This is a genomic window from Streptomyces sp. NPDC040410 (assembly GCF_055595715.1).
On sequence record NZ_JBVIVK010000019.1, the window covers coordinates 39,960 to 59,729 of the forward strand.

23 protein-coding genes are annotated in these 19,770 nt (G+C 70.2%); 22 read left to right on the plus strand and 1 reads right to left on the minus strand.

Features of this window, described 5'->3' with window-relative positions; translation table 11 throughout:
- Positions 1–143 precede the first annotated feature (143 nt).
- The 16 genes from rpsP (at position 144) to ACZ562_RS30250 (ending at position 12,373) form a co-directional block, all read left to right on the plus strand.
- Positions 144–572: a 30S ribosomal protein S16 gene (gene rpsP / locus ACZ562_RS30175; protein ID WP_471185477.1), complete on the plus strand. Its 429-nt coding sequence runs from the start codon at positions 144–146 to the stop codon at positions 570–572.
- 2 nt (positions 573–574) lie between these two features.
- Positions 575–814 (plus strand): RNA-binding protein, encoded by a 240-nt coding sequence (locus tag ACZ562_RS30180; RefSeq protein WP_003973401.1) that lies wholly within the window; start codon positions 575–577, stop codon positions 812–814.
- A gap of 107 nt (positions 815–921) precedes the next feature.
- On the plus strand, positions 922–1,464 hold the full coding sequence (gene rimM, locus ACZ562_RS30185; RefSeq protein WP_471185479.1) for a ribosome maturation factor RimM: 543 nt from the start codon (positions 922–924) through the stop codon (positions 1,462–1,464).
- The gene (gene trmD, locus ACZ562_RS30190; RefSeq protein ID WP_471185673.1) at positions 1,464–2,297 is read left to right on the plus strand and encodes a tRNA (guanosine(37)-N1)-methyltransferase TrmD; all 834 of its coding nucleotides are present in this window, start codon (positions 1,464–1,466) and stop codon (positions 2,295–2,297) included. The genes rimM and trmD overlap by 1 nt, the downstream gene beginning before the upstream one ends.
- Before the next feature lie 134 nt (positions 2,298–2,431).
- Positions 2,432–2,782, plus strand: a complete 351-nt coding sequence (gene rplS / locus ACZ562_RS30195; RefSeq protein ID WP_053848457.1) for a 50S ribosomal protein L19 — start codon at positions 2,432–2,434, stop codon at positions 2,780–2,782.
- 45 nt (positions 2,783–2,827) lie between these two features.
- A complete protein-coding gene (lepB, locus tag ACZ562_RS30200; protein ID WP_471185482.1) occupies positions 2,828–3,565 on the plus strand; it encodes a signal peptidase I in 738 nt (245 codons plus the stop codon).
- The gene (lepB, locus tag ACZ562_RS30205) at positions 3,558–4,649 is read left to right on the plus strand and encodes a signal peptidase I (protein ID WP_471185484.1); all 1,092 of its coding nucleotides are present in this window, start codon (positions 3,558–3,560) and stop codon (positions 4,647–4,649) included. Before lepB (ACZ562_RS30200) ends, lepB (ACZ562_RS30205) begins: the two co-directional genes overlap by 8 nt.
- Positions 4,540–5,520, plus strand: a complete 981-nt coding sequence (gene lepB / locus ACZ562_RS30210) for a signal peptidase I (protein WP_471185487.1) — start codon at positions 4,540–4,542, stop codon at positions 5,518–5,520. The genes lepB (ACZ562_RS30205) and lepB (ACZ562_RS30210) overlap by 110 nt, the downstream gene beginning before the upstream one ends.
- A 114-nt stretch (positions 5,521–5,634) precedes the next feature.
- The gene (gene lepB / locus ACZ562_RS30215) at positions 5,635–6,411 is read left to right on the plus strand and encodes a signal peptidase I (RefSeq protein ID WP_471185489.1); all 777 of its coding nucleotides are present in this window, start codon (positions 5,635–5,637) and stop codon (positions 6,409–6,411) included.
- On the plus strand, positions 6,401–6,934 hold the full coding sequence (locus ACZ562_RS30220; protein WP_471185492.1) for an NUDIX hydrolase: 534 nt from the start codon (positions 6,401–6,403) through the stop codon (positions 6,932–6,934). The genes lepB (ACZ562_RS30215) and ACZ562_RS30220 overlap by 11 nt, the downstream gene beginning before the upstream one ends.
- A gap of 56 nt (positions 6,935–6,990) precedes the next feature.
- Positions 6,991–7,299 (plus strand): DUF2469 domain-containing protein, encoded by a 309-nt coding sequence (locus tag ACZ562_RS30225; RefSeq protein WP_003965949.1) that lies wholly within the window; start codon positions 6,991–6,993, stop codon positions 7,297–7,299.
- Between the two features lie 118 nt (positions 7,300–7,417).
- Positions 7,418–7,789: a YraN family protein gene (locus ACZ562_RS30230; RefSeq protein WP_471185494.1), complete on the plus strand. Its 372-nt coding sequence runs from the start codon at positions 7,418–7,420 to the stop codon at positions 7,787–7,789.
- Positions 7,789–9,414 carry a YifB family Mg chelatase-like AAA ATPase gene (locus ACZ562_RS30235; RefSeq protein WP_471185497.1) on the plus strand — a complete coding sequence of 542 codons (1,626 nt, stop codon included), beginning with the start codon at positions 7,789–7,791 and terminating at the stop codon, positions 9,412–9,414. The genes ACZ562_RS30230 and ACZ562_RS30235 overlap by 1 nt, the downstream gene beginning before the upstream one ends.
- Positions 9,411–10,571 (plus strand): DNA-processing protein DprA, encoded by a 1,161-nt coding sequence (gene dprA, locus ACZ562_RS30240; protein ID WP_471185499.1) that lies wholly within the window; start codon positions 9,411–9,413, stop codon positions 10,569–10,571. Before ACZ562_RS30235 ends, dprA begins: the two co-directional genes overlap by 4 nt.
- Positions 10,572–10,842: 271 nt before the next feature.
- Complete coding sequence (whiG, locus tag ACZ562_RS30245) at positions 10,843–11,685, plus strand: RNA polymerase sigma factor WhiG (protein ID WP_471185501.1); 843 nt, start codon at positions 10,843–10,845, stop codon at positions 11,683–11,685.
- A 130-nt stretch (positions 11,686–11,815) separates the two neighbouring features.
- Positions 11,816–12,373 carry a TetR/AcrR family transcriptional regulator gene (locus ACZ562_RS30250; RefSeq protein ID WP_471185676.1) on the plus strand — a complete coding sequence of 186 codons (558 nt, stop codon included), beginning with the start codon at positions 11,816–11,818 and terminating at the stop codon, positions 12,371–12,373.
- 454 nt (positions 12,374–12,827) lie between these two features.
- Here ACZ562_RS30250 and ACZ562_RS30255 read toward each other — a convergent pair whose 3' ends face one another.
- Positions 12,828–13,430 (minus strand): M23 family metallopeptidase, encoded by a 603-nt coding sequence (locus ACZ562_RS30255; RefSeq protein ID WP_471185504.1) that lies wholly within the window; start codon positions 13,428–13,430, stop codon positions 12,828–12,830.
- 270 nt (positions 13,431–13,700) lie between these two features.
- On the opposite strand from ACZ562_RS30255, the gene rpsB reads away from it, so the two are divergent.
- From rpsB to ACZ562_RS30285, 6 genes are all read left to right on the plus strand, one after another.
- Positions 13,701–14,633 carry a 30S ribosomal protein S2 gene (rpsB, locus tag ACZ562_RS30260; protein ID WP_471185506.1) on the plus strand — a complete coding sequence of 311 codons (933 nt, stop codon included), beginning with the start codon at positions 13,701–13,703 and terminating at the stop codon, positions 14,631–14,633.
- 94 nt (positions 14,634–14,727) lie between these two features.
- Positions 14,728–15,564: a translation elongation factor Ts gene (gene tsf, locus ACZ562_RS30265; protein WP_471185508.1), complete on the plus strand. Its 837-nt coding sequence runs from the start codon at positions 14,728–14,730 to the stop codon at positions 15,562–15,564.
- Positions 15,565–15,759: 195 nt separating this feature from the next.
- The gene (gene pyrH, locus ACZ562_RS30270; protein WP_471185510.1) at positions 15,760–16,518 is read left to right on the plus strand and encodes a UMP kinase; all 759 of its coding nucleotides are present in this window, start codon (positions 15,760–15,762) and stop codon (positions 16,516–16,518) included.
- A gap of 130 nt (positions 16,519–16,648) precedes the next feature.
- A complete protein-coding gene (gene frr / locus ACZ562_RS30275; RefSeq protein ID WP_150954080.1) occupies positions 16,649–17,206 on the plus strand; it encodes a ribosome recycling factor in 558 nt (185 codons plus the stop codon).
- Positions 17,206–18,408 (plus strand): phosphatidate cytidylyltransferase, encoded by a 1,203-nt coding sequence (locus ACZ562_RS30280; RefSeq protein ID WP_471185512.1) that lies wholly within the window; start codon positions 17,206–17,208, stop codon positions 18,406–18,408. The genes frr and ACZ562_RS30280 overlap by 1 nt, the downstream gene beginning before the upstream one ends.
- A 170-nt stretch (positions 18,409–18,578) precedes the next feature.
- The gene (locus ACZ562_RS30285) at positions 18,579–19,031 is read left to right on the plus strand and encodes an SRPBCC family protein (protein WP_471185515.1); all 453 of its coding nucleotides are present in this window, start codon (positions 18,579–18,581) and stop codon (positions 19,029–19,031) included.
- The last annotated feature ends 739 nt before the right edge of the window (positions 19,032–19,770 follow it).

Below are 19,770 nucleotides of genomic sequence, written 5' to 3' on the forward strand. Positions count from 1 at the left end.
GGCACAATGGCTAGCTGTACTCGACAGCCGCACAGGACCCCTCTCTCCTCCGGCTGACGCGTCCATCGGGCACTCGGGTACCGCAACCCCACGCGGCCATCTCGCCGTGCCCAACCACGTCAAATCCAGGAGAACCCACTCCCGTGGCAGTCAAGATCAAGCTGAAGCGTCTGGGCAAGATCCGTTCGCCTCACTACCGCATCGTCGTCGCCGACTCCCGTACCCGCCGTGACGGCCGGGCCATCGAGGAGATCGGTCTGTACCACCCGGTGCAGAACCCCTCGCGCATCGAGGTCAACGCCGATCGCGTGGCGTACTGGCTCTCCGTCGGCGCCCAGCCGACCGAGCCCGTGCTCGCCATCCTGAAGAAGACCGGCGACTGGCAGAAGTTCAAGGGCGAGCCCGCCCCGGCTCCGCTGCTGCAGCCGGCCCCGAAGGCCGCGCGCCCGTCGTTCGAGGCTCTCGGTGGCGACGACCAGGGCAAGGGTGAGGCCATCACCCAGAAGAAGAAGGCTGAGAAGAAGGACGAGGCTTCCGCCGAGTCCTCTGCGTCTGCGCCGACCGAGGCCTGAGCATGCTCGAGGAGGCTCTCGAGCACCTCGTGAAGGGCATCGTCGACAACCCTGACGATGTGCAGGTCGCCTCGCGCAACCTGCGCCGCGGGCGTGTGCTCGAGGTCCGGGTCCACCCCGACGACCTCGGCAAGGTGATCGGCCGCAACGGCCGTACCGCACGCGCCCTGCGCACCGTCGTGGGCGCCATCGGCGGCCGCGGTGTCCGCGTCGACCTCGTCGACGTGGACCACGTCCGCTGACGCCAAACGCAGCACCGGCTCGGGCCGGGGAGGGCCACAGGGCCGTCCCCGGCCCGTAGTCGTCCACGAACCAATGCCGTAGGGCACACGACAGGAGAGCAAGCACAGTGCAGCTGGTAGTCGCACGGATCGGCCGCGCCCACGGCATCAAAGGCGAGGTCACCGTCGAGGTACGTACCGACGAGCCGGAACTGCGGCTCGCGCCCGGCGCCGTACTGGCCACCGAGCCCGCATCGGCCGGACCGCTCACCATCGAGACCGGCCGCGTGCACAGCGGCCGGCTGCTCCTGCGCTTCGAGGGAGTCACCGAGCGCAACGGTGCCGAGGCCCTGCGCAACACCCTCCTCATCGCGGACGTCGACCCGGACGAGCTGCCCGAGGACGAGGACGAGTACTACGACCACCAGCTGATGGACCTCGACGTCGTGACCAAGGACGGCATGGAGGTCGGACGGATCACCGAGATCTCGCACCTGCCCTCCCAGGACCTGTTCATCGTCGAGCGGCCCGACGGCAGCGAGGTGATGATCCCGTTCGTCGAGGAGATCGTCACCGAGATCGACCTCCAGGAGCAGCGGGCGGTCATCGACCCGCCGCCCGGACTGATCGACGACCGGGCGGAGATCGCCTCCTCACGGGACGAGGCGTGATGCGGCTCGACGTCGTCACGATCTTCCCCGAGTACCTGGAGCCCCTGAACGTCTCCCTCGTCGGCAAGGCACGCGCGCGTGGACAGCTGAAGGTGCGCGTGCACGATCTGCGGTCCTGGACGTACGACCGGCACAACACGGTCGACGACACCCCGTACGGCGGCGGCCCGGGCATGGTCATGAAGACCGACCCCTGGGGTGACGCCCTCGACTCCGTCCTCGCCGACGGCTACGAGACGGGCTCGCACGCGCCGGCGCTCATCGTGCCCACCCCCAGCGGCCGCCCCTTCACCCAGGAACTGGCCGTCGAGCTCTCCGGGCGCCCCTGGCTGATCTTCACACCGGCCCGCTACGAGGGCATCGACCGCCGCGTCATCGACGAGTACGGGACCCGGATACCCGTCTACGAGGTGTCCATCGGCGACTACGTCCTGGCCGGCGGCGAGGCGGCCGTGCTGGTCGTCACCGAGGCTGTGGCGCGGCTGCTGCCCGGCGTCCTCGGCAATGCCGAGTCCCACCGGGACGACTCGTTCGCTCCCGGAGCCATGGCCAGCCTGCTGGAGGGGCCCGTCTACACGAAGCCGCCCCGGTGGCGCGGGCGGGAGATCCCGGAGGTGCTGCTCAGCGGGCACCACGGCAAGATCGCCCGCTGGCGCCGTGACGAGGCCCTGAGGCGCACCACGGCCAACCGGCCCGACCTCATCGAGCGTTGCGACCCCAAGGCCTTCGACAAGAAGGACCGCGAAATGCTCTCCATCCTGGGCTGGGCGCCGGACCCCGAGGGGGAGCCGCACGGCCGATTTTGGCGCAGGGCAGAGGGCGTGGAAGAATAGGCCGCTGTTGTGCGCCGTCCGGTGTGCGCCCCTGCCACAGGGGGACATGACGCCCGCCCCGACGCGCACGGCTCTCATCCGGTACATCTAGTTCCCGTTGATGACCTGTGGCATCAGCGAAGAAAGCAGACGAAATGTCTCACCTGCTCGACTCCGTCGACTCCGCGTCGCTGCGCAGCGACATCCCGGCCTTCCGCCCGGGTGACACCGTCAACGTCCACGTGCGCGTCATCGAGGGCAACCGCTCCCGTGTGCAGCAGTTCAAGGGCGTGGTCATCCGCCGTCAGGGCGCCGGTGTCCGCGAGACCTTCACGGTCCGCAAGGTCTCGTTCTCCGTCGGCGTCGAGCGCACCTTCCCGGTGCACACCCCGATCGTCGAGAAGATCGAGCTCGTCACCCGCGGTGACGTGCGTCGCGCCAAGCTGTACTACCTGCGCGAGCTGCGCGGCAAGGCTGCGAAGATCAAGGAGAAGCGCGAGAACTGATCTCGCGAAGGGGTTCGAAGCGGGGCCGGATAGCATCTGGCCCCGATGGACACCGAAGCACAGCCGACGGAGCGCGACCGCTCCTCCCGCCCCTCCGGCTCCGAGGCGATCTCGGACCCAGGGGGACAGGAGGGACGGTCGCGTTTTGCGTGGGTGGCGTGGATCACCGACCGGGTCCCCGGCGGCCGGATCAGCCTGACCATGCTGATCTGCCTGCTGTTTTTGCTGCTCCTCAACTCGTTCGTGGCGAAACCATTCGAGATTCCCAGCGGATCCATGGAATCCGGATTGAGGATCGGGGACCGCGTTCTCGTAAATAGGTTGGCGTACCGTTTCGGTGCCGAGCCGCGGCGCGGCGACGTCGTCGTGTTCGACGGCACCGGCTACTTCGGGCACGCGGACTACGTCAAGCGCGTTGTGGGTGTGGGGGGAGACCACGTGGTCTGCTGTGACAAGGAGGGGAGGATCCAGGTGAACGGCCGGCCGGTCGACGAGTCGACTTTCCTGTACCCCGGTGACAGGCCGTCCACGGTGTCCTTCGACGTCGTCGTGCCTGACGGCACGCTGTTCGTCCTCGGCGACCATCGCAGCGACTCCGGCGACTCCCGCGACCACCTGGGCTCGCCGGGCGGCGGCATGATCCCCGTCGGGCACGTCATCGGACGGGCCGACTGGATCGTGTGGCCCACCGCCCACTGGACCCGCGTGCACCGCTCCGGCGCCTACGCGCGCGTACCCGAGGCGGACGCGCCGAAGAACGCGGACGGTGGTGCCCATGGGTAACCGCGGCAAACCGCGCGGTTCGTCCAGCAGCGCCGCCGACAACCTCCTGCCCACGGGTTCCCGGCGCGCCTCCGGCCAGGTCGCCGGCCGCTCGCGCGCCGAGCGGCGCAAGCTCCAGCGCAAGGTCAAGCGACGGCGCAGGCGCAGCGCGGTCAAGGAGATACCCCTCCTCGTCGGCGTCGCGGTCCTCATCGCCCTCGTCCTGAAGACCTTCCTCGTCCAGGCGTTCGTGATCCCGTCCGGCTCCATGGAGCAGACGATCCGGATCGGGGACCGCGTCCTGGTCGACAAGTTCACCCCGTGGTTCGGCTCCAAGCCAGAGCGCGGGGACGTCGTCGTGTTCAAGGACCCCGGCGGCTGGCTGAAGGACGAGCAGACCACCACGAAGAAGAACGACCCAGTCGTCGTCAAACAGGTCAAGGAAGGCCTCACCTTCATCGGCCTGCTGCCGTCCGACAACGAGAAGGACCTCATCAAGCGAGTCGTCGGCGTCGGCGGCGACCGCGTCAAGTGCTGCGACTCGCAGGGACGGGTGACCGTCAACGGCGTTCCCCTGAACGAGGGGGAATACCTCTATCCCGGCAACGTCCCGTCCGAAATGAAGTTCGACATCACCGTCCCCCAAGGGCGGTTGTGGGTGATGGGCGACCACCGGGACAACTCCGCGGACTCCCGCTCGCACCAGAACACCGACTACGGCGGCACGGTCTCCGAGGACTCCGTGGTGGGCCGCGCCATGGTCATCGCCTGGCCCCTCGGCCACTGGACGTCGCTGAACGAGCCCAATACCTACGCTTCCGTGTCCGACTCGGTATCCGGGTCGACCGCGGCTCCCGCACCGTCGCATAGGGTTGCTCCAAAGGATCTGAACGGAACGATCCAACTCCCGAGCCCTGCGGAACTCCCGCTCGTTATGGGAGTGGTGGGCCTGCGCCGAGTATGGGGCAGGCGGCGGCACAGAGTGAGGAGTTGGCGTGGGGGATGTGGCGGTCGGCGCACGGTCCGGACACGACGGCGAGGAACACCGCGGACGTCCCGTGGAAGCAGCTGTCCCGGCCGCGGACAGCGCCGTGTCCGGGAGTGACGACTCCGGGACGAGCGAGGACGGCACGGTGACGGACGAGCGGAGCGGCCCCGGGGACCAAAGGCCCGGCGCCTCCACCCCCAGGACGAAGAAGCCGCGCTCCTTCTGGAAGGAGCTGCCGATCCTGATCGGCATCGCGCTCGTGCTCGCGCTGCTCATCAAGACGTTCCTGTTGCAGGCGTTCTCCATCCCCTCCGACTCGATGCAGAACACCCTCCAGCAGGGTGACCGCGTCCTGGTCGACAAGCTCACCCCCTGGTTCGGTTCGGAGCCCGAGCGCGGCGAGGTCGTCGTCTTCCACGACCCCGACAACTGGCTGGCGGGCGAGCCGACGACGAACCCGAACGCCGTACAGACGTTCCTCAGCTGGATCGGCCTGATGCCGTCCGCGGAGGAGAAGGACCTCATCAAGCGCGTCGTCGGCGTCGGCGGCGACACCGTCTCCTGCAAGGGCACCGGCCCGCTGAAGGTCAACGGCAAGGCGCTCAGCGAGCCGTACGTGTTCCCGGGCAACACCCCGTGCAGCGTCGACGAGCAGGGCGGCCAGTTCTCGGTGAAGGTGCCCGAGGGCTACATCTGGGTCATGGGCGACCACCGGCAGAACTCGCGTGACTCCCGCTACAACCAGTCGGACAAGCACCACGGCATGGTCCCGGTGGACGAGGTCGTCGGACGGGCCGTCGTGAAGGCCTGGCCGGTCAACCGCTGGGGCACGCTGCCGGTCCCGGACACCTTCGACCAGCCGGGTCTGAACGACCAGTCGTCGGCCGCCGCCGCGCTGACGGTCGCCCCGGACGGGATCGCGCTGGCCGGCGTGGTGCCGGTGGCGCTGTGGCGCCGCAGGAAGATCGCCGCGGCCGAGACCCGCTGAGATCCGCTGAGTCCTGCTGGGCGGGCTCCGGAGTGAATCCCTCGTGGAGCTTGTGACCTTGGCCGGGGTGGAAGGGCTGACCCGGTCAGGTACCGCCGGGTAGGGTGCGGACCCATGGGTGAGACCACGACGCGTACGGCCACGCGCAGCGGCGGCGCGGACAGGGGCCAGGTGGGCAGCCGGACCGGGCAGCGGTTGTCCGGGCTGGCCGTCGCGCTGGGCCTTGTGCTGTTCCTCGGCGGATTCGGCTGGGGAGCGGTGGTCTACCGGCCCTACACCGTGCCCACCAGTTCGATGAGCCCGACGATCGACGCGGGCGACCGGGTGCTGGCGCAGCGCGTCGACGGCGGAGAGGTCCGCCGCGGCGACGTCGTCGTCTTCACGGACAAGACCTGGGTGACCAACGCCCCCGTGGTCAAGCGCGTGGTCGCCGTCGGCGGTGACACGGTCGCCTGCTGCACGGACGGCAAGCTGACCGTCGGCGGCAAGCAGATCGACGAACCGTATCTGCCGAAGGGGAGCCTGGCCGAGATCACGGACTTCCCGACCGTGACGGTGCCCAGGGGGCGACTGTTCCTGCTCGGCGACGAGCGCCAGGGCTCGCTGGACTCCACGGCCCACCTCACCGACGCGGCCAAGGGCACCGTGTCGCGTGACGCGGTCACGGCCCGGGTGGACGCGGTCGTCTGGCCCATGGACGGCATGCTGGAGCGCCCGGCCGGCTTCGAGCCGCTCGGCGCCCTCTCCTCGCCGGGACCGCTGCGTACGATCGTCGCCCTGATCGTCGTCGGCGCGGTGCTCGTCCTGGGCGGCGGCGCGTACGGTCCGGTCGCCAAGCGGCTGGCCGGCGGGCGCTCCCGTACACGGACGGAGCCCGCCGGTGCCCGCTGAGGCGACGGAGACGGGCGAGGGCGCGGACTACTCCCGCCAGGGCGGGCTGCGCAGGGTCGCCCGGGTGGTGCTGCTCGACCCGCAGGACCGCATCCTGTTGCTGCACGGCCATGAGCCGGACGATCCGGCGGACGACTGGTGGTTCACGCCCGGCGGCGGCGTGGAGGGCGACGAGACCCGTGAAGAGGCCGCGCTCAGGGAACTCGCCGAGGAGACCGGCATCACCGAGGTCGAGCTGGGTCCGGTGCTGTGGCGGCGGAGGTGCTCCTTCCCGTTCGCCGGCCGCCGCTGGGACCAGGACGAGTGGTACTACCTGGCCCGTACGACCCAGACGGCCATCGAGGCGGCTGGCCTCACCGAGCTGGAGCGGCGCAGCGTCGCCGGAGCACGCTGGTGGACGTGCCCGGAACTGACCCGGGCACATGAGACGGTGTATCCGACCAGACTCGCCGAGCTGCTGCGCAGGCTGCTCGACGAAGGTCCCCCGGCCGGGCCCGTGACCCTTGACACCGAAATCGTCTAGGGGCTGACGGGACTGGCGCACAATGGTGGGATCGCACGGCTGAAGGGGAACATGCCATGAGCGCCGAGGACCTCGAGAAGTACGAGACCGAGATGGAGCTCAAGCTCTACCGGGAGTACCGCGATGTCGTCGGTCTGTTCAAATACGTGATCGAGACCGAGCGGCGCTTCTACCTGACCAACGACTACGAGATGCAGGTGCACTCGGTCCAGGGTGAGGTCTTTTTCGAGGTGTCCATGGCGGATGCCTGGGTGTGGGACATGTATCGGCCAGCTCGTTTTGTGAAGCAGGTTCGGGTGCTCACGTTCAAGGACGTGAACATCGAGGAGCTGAACAAGAGCGATCTGGAGCTGCCGGGCGGGTGAGAGCCGGGTGACGGCCACTCGCGAGGGTGACGAGGTTTTCCACAACCGCTGAGTCATCCACCAAGATCCACTGAAGAGGCCTGGATACGTGACGGTTGGCGCCGGAGGTGGTGCCGACATGAACACGCATCGGGCACGCAGCGCACTCGGCAGGTACGGCGAGGATCTGGCCGCGCGGCGGCTGACCGAGACCGGGATGACGGTCCTGCAGCGCAACTGGCGCAGCGGCCGGACCGGAGAGATCGACATCGTGGCCCGGGACGGTGACGTCCTGGTCGTGTGCGAGGTCAAGACCCGCAGGACGGGTGCCTTCGAGCATCCCATGGCCGCGGTGACCCCGGAGAAGGCGCATCGGCTGCGCGGCCTGGCAGAGCGCTGGATCCAGGCGCACGGAGGGGCTCCGCCGGGTGGCGTCCGCATCGACCTGATCGGCGTCGTCCTGCCCCGCCGCGGCGCGCCCGTCGTCGAGCACGTGCGGGGGGTGGCCTGATGGGATTCGCCCGTACCTGCGCGGTGACGCTGGTGGGCGTCGAGGGCGTGGTGGTCGAGGTCCAGGCCGACCTGGAACCGGGCGTCGCGGCGTTCACACTGGTCGGCCTGCCCGACAAGAGCCTGACGGAGAGCCGGGACCGGGTGCGGGCCGCGGTGGTCAACTCGGGCGGGGAGTGGCCGCAGAAGAAGCTGACGGTCGGGCTCAGTCCGGCCTCGGTGCCGAAGGCGGGCAGCGGTTTCGATCTTGCGGTCGCGTGCGCCGTGCTCGGCGCCGCCGAGCGGATCGACCCGCGGGTCCTGGCCGACATCGTGATGATCGGGGAGCTCGGCCTGGACGGACGCGTGCGTCCGGTGCGGGGCATCCTGCCCGCGGTGCTGGCCGCCGCGGACGCCGGCTTCGAGCAGGTGGTCGTGCCGGAGTGCGCCGCCGCCGAAGCCTCTCTGGTGCCCGGCGTGTCCGTGCTCGGCGTGCGCAGCCTGCGACAACTGATCGCCGTCCTCGCGGACGAGCCCGTGCCCGACGAGGAGCCCGACGACCTGGGCCGGCCAGACCCGCTCCTCGCGGGTCTGCGCATGCCGGGTACGGGCGCCGCCACAGGAATGCACGGCATGGGCGGCGCACGGCACGACCACGGCCATGACCTGGCCGATGTCGTGGGTCAGATCTCCGCACGCACGGCGGTGGAGGTCGCCGCGGCCGGCGGGCACCACCTGTTCCTGGAAGGGCCGCCCGGCGCCGGCAAGACGATGCTCGCGGAGCGGCTGCCCGCCATCCTGCCCCGGCTCGGCCGGCAGGAGTCGCTGGAGGTCACAGCGGTGCACTCGGTGGCGGGCCTGCTGCCGCCGGGCAGACCACTGATCGACGTCGCCCCCTACTGCGCCCCCCACCACTCGGCGACGATGCAGGCGCTGGTCGGCGGCGGCCCCGGTATCGCACGGCCCGGAGCCGTGTCGTTGTCCCACCGGGGCGTCCTCTTCCTGGACGAGACGCCGGAGTTCAACAGCCAGGCCCTCGACGCGCTGCGGCAGCCCCTGGAGGCGGGGCATGTCGTGATCGCCCGCAGCGCGGGCGTCGTGCGCTTCCCGGCGAAGTTCCTCATGGTCCTCGCGGCCAACCCGTGTCCCTGCGGACGCTTCTCGCTCAAGGACTCCCTGTGCGAATGCCCGCCCTCGGCGATCCGCCGTTATCAGGCGCGGCTGTCCGGCCCGCTCCTCGACCGGGTCGACCTCCGCGTCGAGGTGGACCGCGTCACGCGGGCGGAGCTGACCGGGCGCGGTGCGCGGGGCGAGTCCACCGCGACGGTCGCCGACCGGGTGCGGGCCGCCAGAGAACGGGCGACGGCACGCCTCTCCGGCACCTCGTGGCGCACCAACAGCGAAGTTCCCGGCCGTGAGCTGCGCAGCCGCTGGCACGCGGCGATCGGCGCCATGGACGAGGCGGAACGGAACCTGGAGCGGGGCGTACTGAGCGCTCGCGGCATCGACCGCGTCCTGCGCGTCGCCTGGACCGTCGCGGATCTCGTCGGCCATGACCGGCCGGACGCGACGGACGTCGCCCTGGCGCTGCAGCTGCGCACCGGAGTGCCGCGAGGCGTGCCCATGGCCATCGGGGCGCTGACGTGAGCGCCAGTGACGATCCGGATCACGAGCTGCTCGCCCGTGTCTTCCTCACCCGTGTCATCGAGCCCGGCGACGAGACCTGTGGGCGGTGGATGCGGGAGTGCGGGGTCCGGGAGGTGGTCAGGCGGTTGCGGGCAGGCGGGCCGCGGCCTTCGGGAGTGAGTGAGAAGCGGTGGGCGGGGCTGCTGGCCCGGGCCGGGCAGGCCGAACCCCACAGGGACCTGGACGCCGCGCGGGCCGCCGGGGTGCGGTTCGTGTGCCCCGGCGACGCAGAGTGGCCCGGACAGCTCGACGACCTGGGCGACACACGGCCCCTGGGGCTGTGGGTCCGCGGTCGGCCCAGTCTGCGGATGTGGGCGCTCCGCTCGGTCGCCGTGGTCGGCGCCCGCGCCTGTACCGAGTACGGCGCGCACATGGCGGCCACCCTCTCCGCCGGGCTCGCCGAGCGCGGGTGGGTGGTCGTGTCGGGGGGTGCCTACGGGGTCGACGGGGCCGCCCATCGCGGCGCTCTCGGCGCCGGTGGTGCCACCGTCGCCGTCCTGGCCTGCGGCGTCGACCGGCCCTACCCGCGCGGACACGCCGAGCTGATCACCCGGATCGCCGAACAGGGACTGGTGGTCGGGGAGTTGCCGCTCGGTGATCACCCGACGCCGAGCAGATTCGTCCTGCGCAACCGGGTGATCGCCGCACTCACCAGGGGGACTGTGGTCGTCGAGGCCGCCTACCGCAGCGGCTCGCTCGTCACCGCGCGGGCCGCGGAGCGGCTGGGACGTCACACGATAGGGGTACCCGGCCCGGCCACCAGCGGTCTCTCCGCGGGCGTGCACGAGCTGCTGCGCAAGGACGCGGTGCTGGTCACGGACGCCGCGGAGGTCGTCGAACTGGTCGGCGACATGGGTGAGCTGGCACCGGACCGGCTCGGGCCGGTGCTGCCCCGCGACCTGCTCGACGCCGCCGCCCGGCACGTCCTGGCCGCACTGCCGGGGCGCCGCGCGGCGACCGCGGGCGAGATCGCGCGCGGTGCGCAGACGACGGAGGACGACGCCACCGCGAGGCTGTACGAACTCCGATCACTTGGTTACGTCGAACGACACGGCGACGGCTGGAAGTTGACACGCCAGTCGATGATCTCCGTCCGCGGTGATCGGAGCCGATGTTGACCGAGCGTGTTCGGCCGTCCGGGGGACCCTGACGCCCTTGAGAAATCCCGGAGTTGGCGGGACGGGCCGATCACGCACAGCGACCGGCGCGCCCCGTCGGGGCGTCCAGCGGAACGTATCTGCGCACGGGGTGAGCCTCGTTCTTCGCGCACCGCGACACTCCAGTCACGCTACGCTCACGTGGGTTCCGACGCAGACAGGCAATCTCGACATCAGACCGACAGCTCACTCCTGCAGCTGCACTTCACGGCAGAACGGCACAAGGCGACGAATGCCCCAGCACACCTCCGGGTCCGACCGGGCGGCGATCCCCGCAGCCGCCCGCGACGGTGGCAGCGTGCGGCCCCCCGCTCCCTCGACGCTCGACGAGTTGTGGCGGTCGTACAAGGCGACGGGGGACGAGCGGCTGCGCGAGCAGCTGATCCTGCACTACTCACCGCTCGTCAAGTACGTGGCCGGCCGGGTGAGCGTGGGACTGCCGCCCAACGTCGAGCAGGCGGACTTCGTCTCCTCCGGGGTGTTCGGGCTGATCGACGCGATCGAGAAGTTCGACATCGACCGGGAGATCAAGTTCGAGACGTACGCGATCACGCGGATCCGGGGCGCGATGATCGACGAGTTGCGGGCGCTGGACTGGATTCCGCGGTCCGTGCGCCAGAAGGCACGGAACGTCGAGCGGGCGTACGCGACGCTGGAGGCGCGGCTGCGGCGCACGCCCACCGAGGGCGAGGTGGCCGCGGAGATGGGGATCGCGGTGGACGACCTCCACGCGGTGTTCAGCCAGTTGTCGCTGGCGAACGTGGTAGCCCTGGAGGAACTGCTGCACGTGGGCGGCGAGGGCGGCGACCGGCTCAGCCTGATGGACACGCTGGAGGACACCGCCGCCGACAACCCCGTGGAGGTAGCCGAGGACCGGGAGCTGCGGCGGTTTCTGGCGCGGGCGATCAACACCCTGCCCGAGCGGGAGAAGACCGTGGTCACGCTGTACTACTACGAGGGCCTCACGCTCGCCGAGATCGGGAACGTGCTGGGTGTGACCGAGAGCCGGGTGAGCCAGATCCACACCAAGTCCGTGCTGCAGCTGCGCGCGAAACTGGCCAGTTTTGGGCGTTGACCTCGTCCACCGTGACGCGGCGGACGGCCGGCGTCCGGTGGTCGGACGGGCGCCGGCAGCGTGGAGTGACTCCCCTCGGGGATGCCGCGCTCGTAAAGTGGTCGACGTGCCAAGGATTCGAGCGGCCTCCGTGGCCGAGCACCGGTCGATGCAGCGAGCCGCCCTGCTGGACGCGGCACGCTCCCTGCTGTCCGAGGGCGGTACGGAGGCGCTGAGCTTCCCGGCCCTTGCCGAGCGGACAGGACTTGCCCGGTCGTCCGTGTACGAGTACTTCCGGTCCCGGGCGGCCGTGGTCGAGGAGCTGTGCGAGGCCGACTTCCCGGTCTGGGCCGCGGAGGTCTCGGCGGCGATGGAACTGGCGGACTCGTCCGAGGGCAAGGTCGAGGCGTATGTGCGGCAGCAGCTGGCGCTGGTCGGGGACCGGCGGCACCGGGCTGTCGTGGCGATCTCGGCGAGCGAGCTGGATGCGGGGGCCCGGGAGAAGATCCGGGCCGCGCACGGCGGGCTCGTGGCGATGATCGTCGAAGCGCTGGGGGAGATGGGCCACGCGGAGCCCCGGCTGGCGGCGATGCTGCTTCAGGGCGTCGTCGACGCGGCCGTGCGGCGGATCGAACTGGGCGCGGCGGAGGATCCTTCGGCGATCACCGACGCGGCCGTTTCCATGGCCTTGCGCGGGGTCCGGGGCTGAGGCCCGCTACGGCCGACGAGGGTCGGGCCGCGCGACCGGCGCCACGGGGTACCGTCCCGCGCCCACCCGTGCCGCCCCAGCGGCACGACTGACCGCGCGGCTCCGCACACCCGGCGGCCAGCCCTGTCGTCACATTCCCGCCTGCCCGCGACGCCATGCACGCTCCCCCACTGCCTTGGGGGCGTGGGAGGTGCCCCCACTCGCCGCACCGGGCCCGTGCCCACGTGCATCCCGTACGAGGGCCAGGGCCCGGCACGCCGAGAGCACGCACCTGACGCCGTGGGGCCCGCCCTCCCAGCGTCAGGTGCCCCACTCGCCGCACCGGGCCCGTGCCCACGTGCATCCCGTACGAGGGCCAGGGCCCGGCACGCCGAGAGCACGCACCTGACGCCGCGCGGGGCCCGCCCTCCCAGCGGACGACGGGAATATGGCGACAGGGCCTGGCCGTCCGCCGCTACGGCAGCGGAACCCCCAGCACCGGCAGCAGCCGTGACGGGCCCCGTCGCAGCAGCCACGGCGGCACCAAGGACAGCGGGTCCAGGTACGTCTCACCGCTGAGCAGACCCCAGTGCACACACGCAGCCGTGCAGTGCGAGCCCGTCGGCTCCACCGTGCCCACCACCTCGCCCGCCGTCACCTCGGCGCCCTTCTTCACCGACGCCCGTACCGGTTCGTACGTCGTTCGCAGGGGCGGCTCACCCGTCGTCGGCAGTTCCACCGAGACGACACCCTTGCCGGCCACCCGGCCCGCGAACGACACCTTCCCCGACGCGACGGCCCGCACCGGTGTGCCAGGCGGCGCGGCCAGGTCCACGCCCCGGTGTCCTCGCCCGTACACCGTCGCCGGAGGCTCCCAGCCCCGCAGGACCACGGGCCGCGTCCCCACCGGCCAGGCGCGGCCCACGGGAGGGACCGGCACATCCCGGCCGACCGGCTCCAGGAGCGCCGGCCGTGCCGGGTGGCCCGGCCGGCACGTCGAGGTGGAAACCGCCGCCGTCAACAGCAGCAGCAGCCCCAGCCACGCGCCCGCACGTCGCTCACATCGCTTCACTCGCATGCGAGAACCGTTCCGCAGCCCCGTCGATCATGGCCGGGATCTGTGGAATACCCGCCGGTTGTGGACAGCGGCGTCACCCGGTGCCTCGCGGGTCCCGTACACTTCTTCTGGCGATCCGGGTCACCGGGTCGACTTCGCACGCCCCGACACCTGGTGGTCAAAAGCCGGTGTCAGCGCTCCTCGGTCCTTAGCGGCACGGCGCACGCGGGCGTCAGGCGCGGGTGCCGTCCGGCACCCGCGGCACAACCGAGAAACTCAAGGAGAACGGCCATGGCCGTCGTCACGATGCGGGAGCTGCTGGAGAGCGGCGTCCACTTCGGTCACCAGACCCGTCGCTGGAACCCGAAGATGAAGCGCTTCATCTTCACCGAGCGCAACGGCATCTACATCATCGACCTGCTCCAGTCGCTGTCGTACATCGACCGTGCCTACGAGTTCGTCAAGGAGACCGTCGCCCACGGCGGCACGGTCATGTTCGTCGGCACGAAGAAGCAGGCGCAGGAGGCCATCGCCGAGCAGGCCACCCGCGTCGGCATGCCCTACGTCAACCAGCGCTGGCTGGGCGGCATGCTCACCAACTTCTCGACCGTCTACAAGCGTCTGCAGCGCCTCAAGGAGCTCGAGCAGATCGACTTCGAGGACGTCGCGTCCTCCGGTCTGACGAAGAAGGAGCTCCTGGTCCTCTCCCGTGAGAAGGCCAAGCTGGAGAAGACCCTCGGTGGTATCCGCGAGATGCAGAAGGTGCCCAGCGCCGTCTGGATCGTGGACACCAAGAAGGAGCACATCGCGGTCGGCGAGGCCCGGAAGCTCAACATCCCGGTCGTCGCCATCCTCGACACCAACTGCGACCCCGACGAGGTCGACTACAAGATCCCGGGCAACGACGACGCGATCCGCTCCGTCACCCTGCTCACCCGTGTGATCGCCGACGCCGTCGCCGAGGGCCTCATCGCCCGCTCCGGCGTCGCCACCGGCGACAAGGGCGAGAAGGCTGCCGGCGAGCCGCTGGCCGAGTGGGAGCGCGACCTGCTCGAGGGCGAGAAGAAGGCCGACGAGGCCGAGGCCCCCGCCGCCGAGGCCGCTGCCGAGGCCCCCGCTGCCGAGGCCCCCGCTGCCGAGGCCCCCGCTGCTGAGGCTCCCGCCGCCGAGGCCGCCGCCGAGGCTCCGGCCGAGGCCCCCGCCGCGGACGCCGAGCAGGCCTGACCCCTCACCGCTTCGGGTCACGGACGGCGGGGGCCACACAGCCCCCGCCGTCCGGCCCGTAGATCTTCAGACATCGAGAGAGATTCCAGGAATCATGGCGAACTACACCGCCGCCGACGTCAAGAAGCTCCGTGAGCTCACCGGCGCCGGCATGATGGACTGCAAGAAGGCGCTGGACGAGGCCGAGGGCAACGTCGAGAAGGCCGTCGAGGCGCTCCGCATCAAGGGCCAGAAGGGCGTCGCCAAGCGCGAGGGCCGCTCCGCCGAGAACGGCGCCGTGGTCTCCCTCATCGCCGACGACAACACCTCCGGTGTCCTGGTCGAGCTGAAGTGCGAGACGGACTTCGTCGCCAAGGGCGACAAGTTCCAGGCCGTCGCCAACCAGATCGCCGAGCACGTCGCGAAGACGTCCCCGGCAGACCTCGAGGCGCTGCTCGCCTCCGAGATCGAGCCCGGCAAGACCGTTCAGGCGTTCGTGGACGAGGCCAACGCCAACCTGGGCGAGAAGATCGTCCTGGACCGCTTCGCGCAGTTCGCCGACGGTTACGTCACGGCGTACATGCACCGCACGATGCCCGACCTGCCGCCGCAGATCGGTGTCCTCGTCGAGCTGGACAAGCCGAACGCCGAGGTCGCCAAGGGCATCGCCCAGCACATCGCCGCCTTCGCGCCGAAGTACCTCTCCAAGGAGGACGTGCCGGCCGAGGTCGTCGAGTCCGAGCGCCGTGTCGCCGAGGAGACCACCCGCGCCGAGGGCAAGCCCGAGGCCGCCCTGCAGAAGATCGTCGAGGGTCGCCTCAACGGCTTCTTCAAGGACGCCACGCTGCTCGGCCAGCCGTACGCGCTCGACAACAAGAAGTCTGTCCAGAAGATCCTGGACGAGGCGGGTGTCACCCTGAAGCGCTTCACGCGCATCAAGGTCGGCATCTGAGTCCGTACCGCGATCGACGCGCGATCCGGGGCACGAGCCCGCTAGGGTCGACAGCAGTCGTCAAGGTACGCCGCCGCACACGCGCGTGTGGCGGACGACAGCAGATCTGACGAGGAGGCCATTGCCGCGCATGGGTTGCGAACGACACCCCACCGGCAGTGGCCTTCTTCGTATGTGCACCATTAGGAGAACGCCATGAGCACCAAGGCCCAGAAGAGCGACGACGGCAAAGGAAGCGGCCGGTTTCTGCTGAAGCTGTCCGGAGAGGCCTTCTCCGGGGGCGGGGGCCTGGGCGTGGACCCCGACGTGGTGCACAAGATCGCCCGCGAGATCGCGGCCGTAGTGCGCGACGGCGCGGAGATCGCGGTCGTCATCGGCGGCGGCAACTTCTTCCGCGGTGCCGAACTGCAGCAGCGCGGCATGGACCGGGCCCGCTCGGACTACATGGGCATGCTCGGCACGGTCATGAACTGCCTCGCCCTCCAGGACTTCCTGGAGAAGGAGGGCATCGACAGCCGGGTGCAGACCGCCATCACCATGGGGCAGGTCGCCGAGCCGTACATCCCGCTGCGCGCCGTGCGCCATCTGCAGAAGGGCCGCGTGGTCATCTTCGGCGCCGGTATGGGCATGCCGTACTTCTCCACCGACACCACAGCCGCCCAGCGCGCCCTGGAGATCGACGCCGAGGCGCTGCTGATGGGCAAGAACGGCGTGGACGGGGTCTACGACTCCGACCCGAAGGCCAATCCGGACGCCGTCAAGTTCGACTCCCTCGGCTACGGCGAGGTCATCACACGCGACCTCAAGGTCGCCGATGCCACGGCGATCACGCTGTGCCGCGACAACAAGCTCCCGATCCTGGTCTTCGAGCTTCTGACGGAGGGCAATATCGCGCGCGCCGTCAAGGGTGAGAAGATCGGCACGCTAGTGGGTGACCAAGGCAGCCAGGGCTGATCACCCTGACCGGGGGATGGACAATGTCCTGCCGGTCGGGAACCGTGCAGGAAGAAGACGCGACGCAGCCGGCCGCCGCCCCCGTCAAGGAACCGCAGCCGGGCCTACTCAAGACACGCAGGAGCAAGTGGTGATCGAAGAGACCCTCCTCGAGGCCGAGGAGAAGATGGAGAAGGCCGTCGTGGTCGCCAAGGAGGACTTCGCCGCGATCCGCACCGGCCGTGCGCACCCGGCGATGTTCAACAAGATCGTGGCCGACTACTACGGTGCGCCGACGCCGATCAACCAGTTGGCTTCGTTCTCCGTGCCGGAGCCGCGCATGGCCGTGGTGACCCCGTTCGACAAGAGCGCGCTGCGCAACATCGAGCAGGCGATCCGCGACTCGGACCTGGGCGTCAACCCGAGCAACGACGGCAACATCATCCGTGTGGTGTTCCCCGAGCTCACCGAGGAGCGCCGCCGCGAGTACATCAAGGTCGCCAAGGGCAAGGGCGAGGACGCCAAGGTGTCCATCCGCTCCGTCCGCCGCAAGGCAAAGGACGCCATCGACAAGCTGATCAAGGACGGCGAGATCGGCGAGGACGAGGGCCGCCGTGCGGAGAAGGAGCTCGACGACACCACGCACAAGTACGTCGCCCAGGTGGACGAACTCCTCAAGCACAAGGAATCGGAACTGCTCGAGGTCTGATGAACGACTCTTCCTGGGGAGCGCCGCCACAAGCCGGGTACTGGGGGCCGTCCGACCAGGGGCCTGTCCAGGGGGCTGCCCCGGCGGGTCCCGCGTACGATGCGCATGACGCGCAGCACACTCGCCCCATGCCCATCGCGCCCGACGCACCCGGTCATGGCGGAAACCAGGATGACGACCGGGGGGCCGCTCGGCTGAGCGGCCCCCTGTTCCGCGACGAGCCGCCGCAGCCGTACGGCGGCTCGCAGCAGACCTCGCCGTACGACCCGCCGCAGGCCCAGCCGTACGGGACCTACGACACGCCGCAGGCGCAGCCCTACGGGGCGGTGCCGCAGAATCCGGAGCCCATGCCCGACGCCTCGCAGCCGGCGCCCGCGCCGCAGAAGAAGAGCGCGGGCCGGGACCTGGGTGCGGCCATAGGCGTCGGTGTCGGGCTCGGCGTGGTGATCGTCGCGTCGCTGTTCGTCGTCAAGGCCGTGTTCGTCGGGGTGATAGCGGTCGCCGTCGTGGTCGGCCTCTGGGAACTGACCACGCGGCTGGAGGAGCGCAAGGGCATCAAGGCGCCCGTCGTCCCCCTCGCGCTCGGTGGTGCGGCCATGGTCGTCTCCGGGTACGTCCGGGGCGCCGACGGTGCCTGGGTGGCGATGGCGCTCACCGCGCTGGCCGTCCTGGTCTGGCGTATGACGGAACCTCCGGAGGGCTACCTCAAGGACGTCACGGCGGGCGTCTTCGCGGCCTTCTACGTGCCCTTCCTGGCCACGTTCGTGGCGATGATGCTGACCGCCGACGACGGCCCCTTCCGCGTCCTGACGTTCCTGGTCCTGACGGTGGTCAGCGACACCGGGGCGTACGCCGTCGGCTGGCGCTTCGGCAAGCACAAGCTCGCACCGCGCATCAGCCCCGGCAAGACCCGGGAGGGCCTGCTCGGAGCGGTCACGTTCGCGATGGCGGCGGGCGCGCTGTGCATGCAGTTCCTGATCGACGACGGCCGCTGGTGGCAGGGCCTGCTCCTCGGCCTCGCGGTCGCGGCCAGCGCCACGCTCGGCGACCTCGGCGAGTCCATGATCAAGCGAGACCTGGGCATCAAGGACATGGGCACCTTGCTTCCCGGTCATGGCGGGATCATGGACCGGCTGGACTCGCTGCTGCCGACGGCGCCCGTGGTGTGGCTGCTGATGGTGCTGTTCGTCGGGTCCGGCTGAGGCGTATTCGCCGGGTCCGGCCGACGGTCCCGGCACGCACGGACCCCGATCCCCTTCAAGGCGGGGGCTCGTCGGCGTACCGGCTGCCCGGGCGATGGCGCGCCGGTCGGCCGGGTGGGACGATTCCGGTGTAAGCCCGCAAAGGGGGGTCGCCTCGGAAAGGGGGCGCCATGTCCGGCTTCCACGAAGAGATCGACGTCAACCGAACTCCCGAAGACGTCTGGGCCTATGTCACCGACCCCTCCCACCTGCCCGAATGGCAGGCGAGCGCCATCTCGGCGGAGCAGCTCGACGAGGGCCCGTTCGGCCTCGGTTCCCGGGTGCGGATCACCCGGCACGTGGGCCGCAGCCGCGAGATGCCGATGACCATGGAGGTCACCGAGTTCGAACCGCCGCGCAGCTGGGGTCTGCGCGGGATCGACGGCCCCGTCCGGGGGCATGTCCACGGCGAGATCACCCCCCTCGACGACGGGCGCCGCTCCCGCGTGACGATGGACCTCGACTTCGAGGGTCACGGTCTCGGCAAGGTCCTCGTGCCGCTCGTCGTCCGGCCTCAGGTCCGCAAGGAGCTGCCGCGCAACGAACAACTGCTCAAGGACCGTCTGGAACACACCGCCGCCTAGGTGTACCAGGTCCTGTCGTCACATTCCCGTCGCCCCCCGGAGGGCGGGCTCAGCGGCGTCAGGTGCTTTCGGCGTGCCGGGCCCTCGTACCGGATGCAATCGGGCAAGGGCCCGGTGCGCCTGCCCCGCGTGGCCGGTCGGTGAAGGCAGGGCCGACGAAGGGGGGTGCCGTCCTTGACGGTGCCGCCCGGCCAGGTGGCGTGCTCCGACTCGTGTTCAACGAGCACGCGTCGGCTGTTGGGCGCGTGTCATCGGACAGCTCACCTGAAGGCCGCCGAAGGAACGGCCATTTCCCTGTCTCCGACCAGCAGGCAACTTGGCATGCCTCAGGGAAGCCTTGTCAGCTCTTGAAGGAATCCCTGGTCCGTTCTTTCCCGCCCCGCATCCTGCCCCGTGCTTCGAGAGCGGCGCCTTTTGCTGCGAGGGTTTCCTTGTGCACCGCGTGGGCCGCCTTCCGCACGGTCCTGCCTACGACCTGTTCGGCTTTTGCCTTTGCTCTCTCTCCGGCACTCATCTCGGTACCTCCGCGGAGTCTCACCTGGCCGTGTGCCCTTGAGGCAGGGGGCAAAACCAGACTGCGGGATGCGCCGATCGTGGACGGACGAGGTCCCGCGGGTCACGACGGGGCCGGAACCGTGGGGGGGGGGGGGGGGGGGGGGGGGGGGGGGGGGGGAGGTGGGGGGGGGGGGGGGGGGGGGGGGGGGGGGGGTTGTTTTTCTTCTTTTTGTTTTTTTTGTTT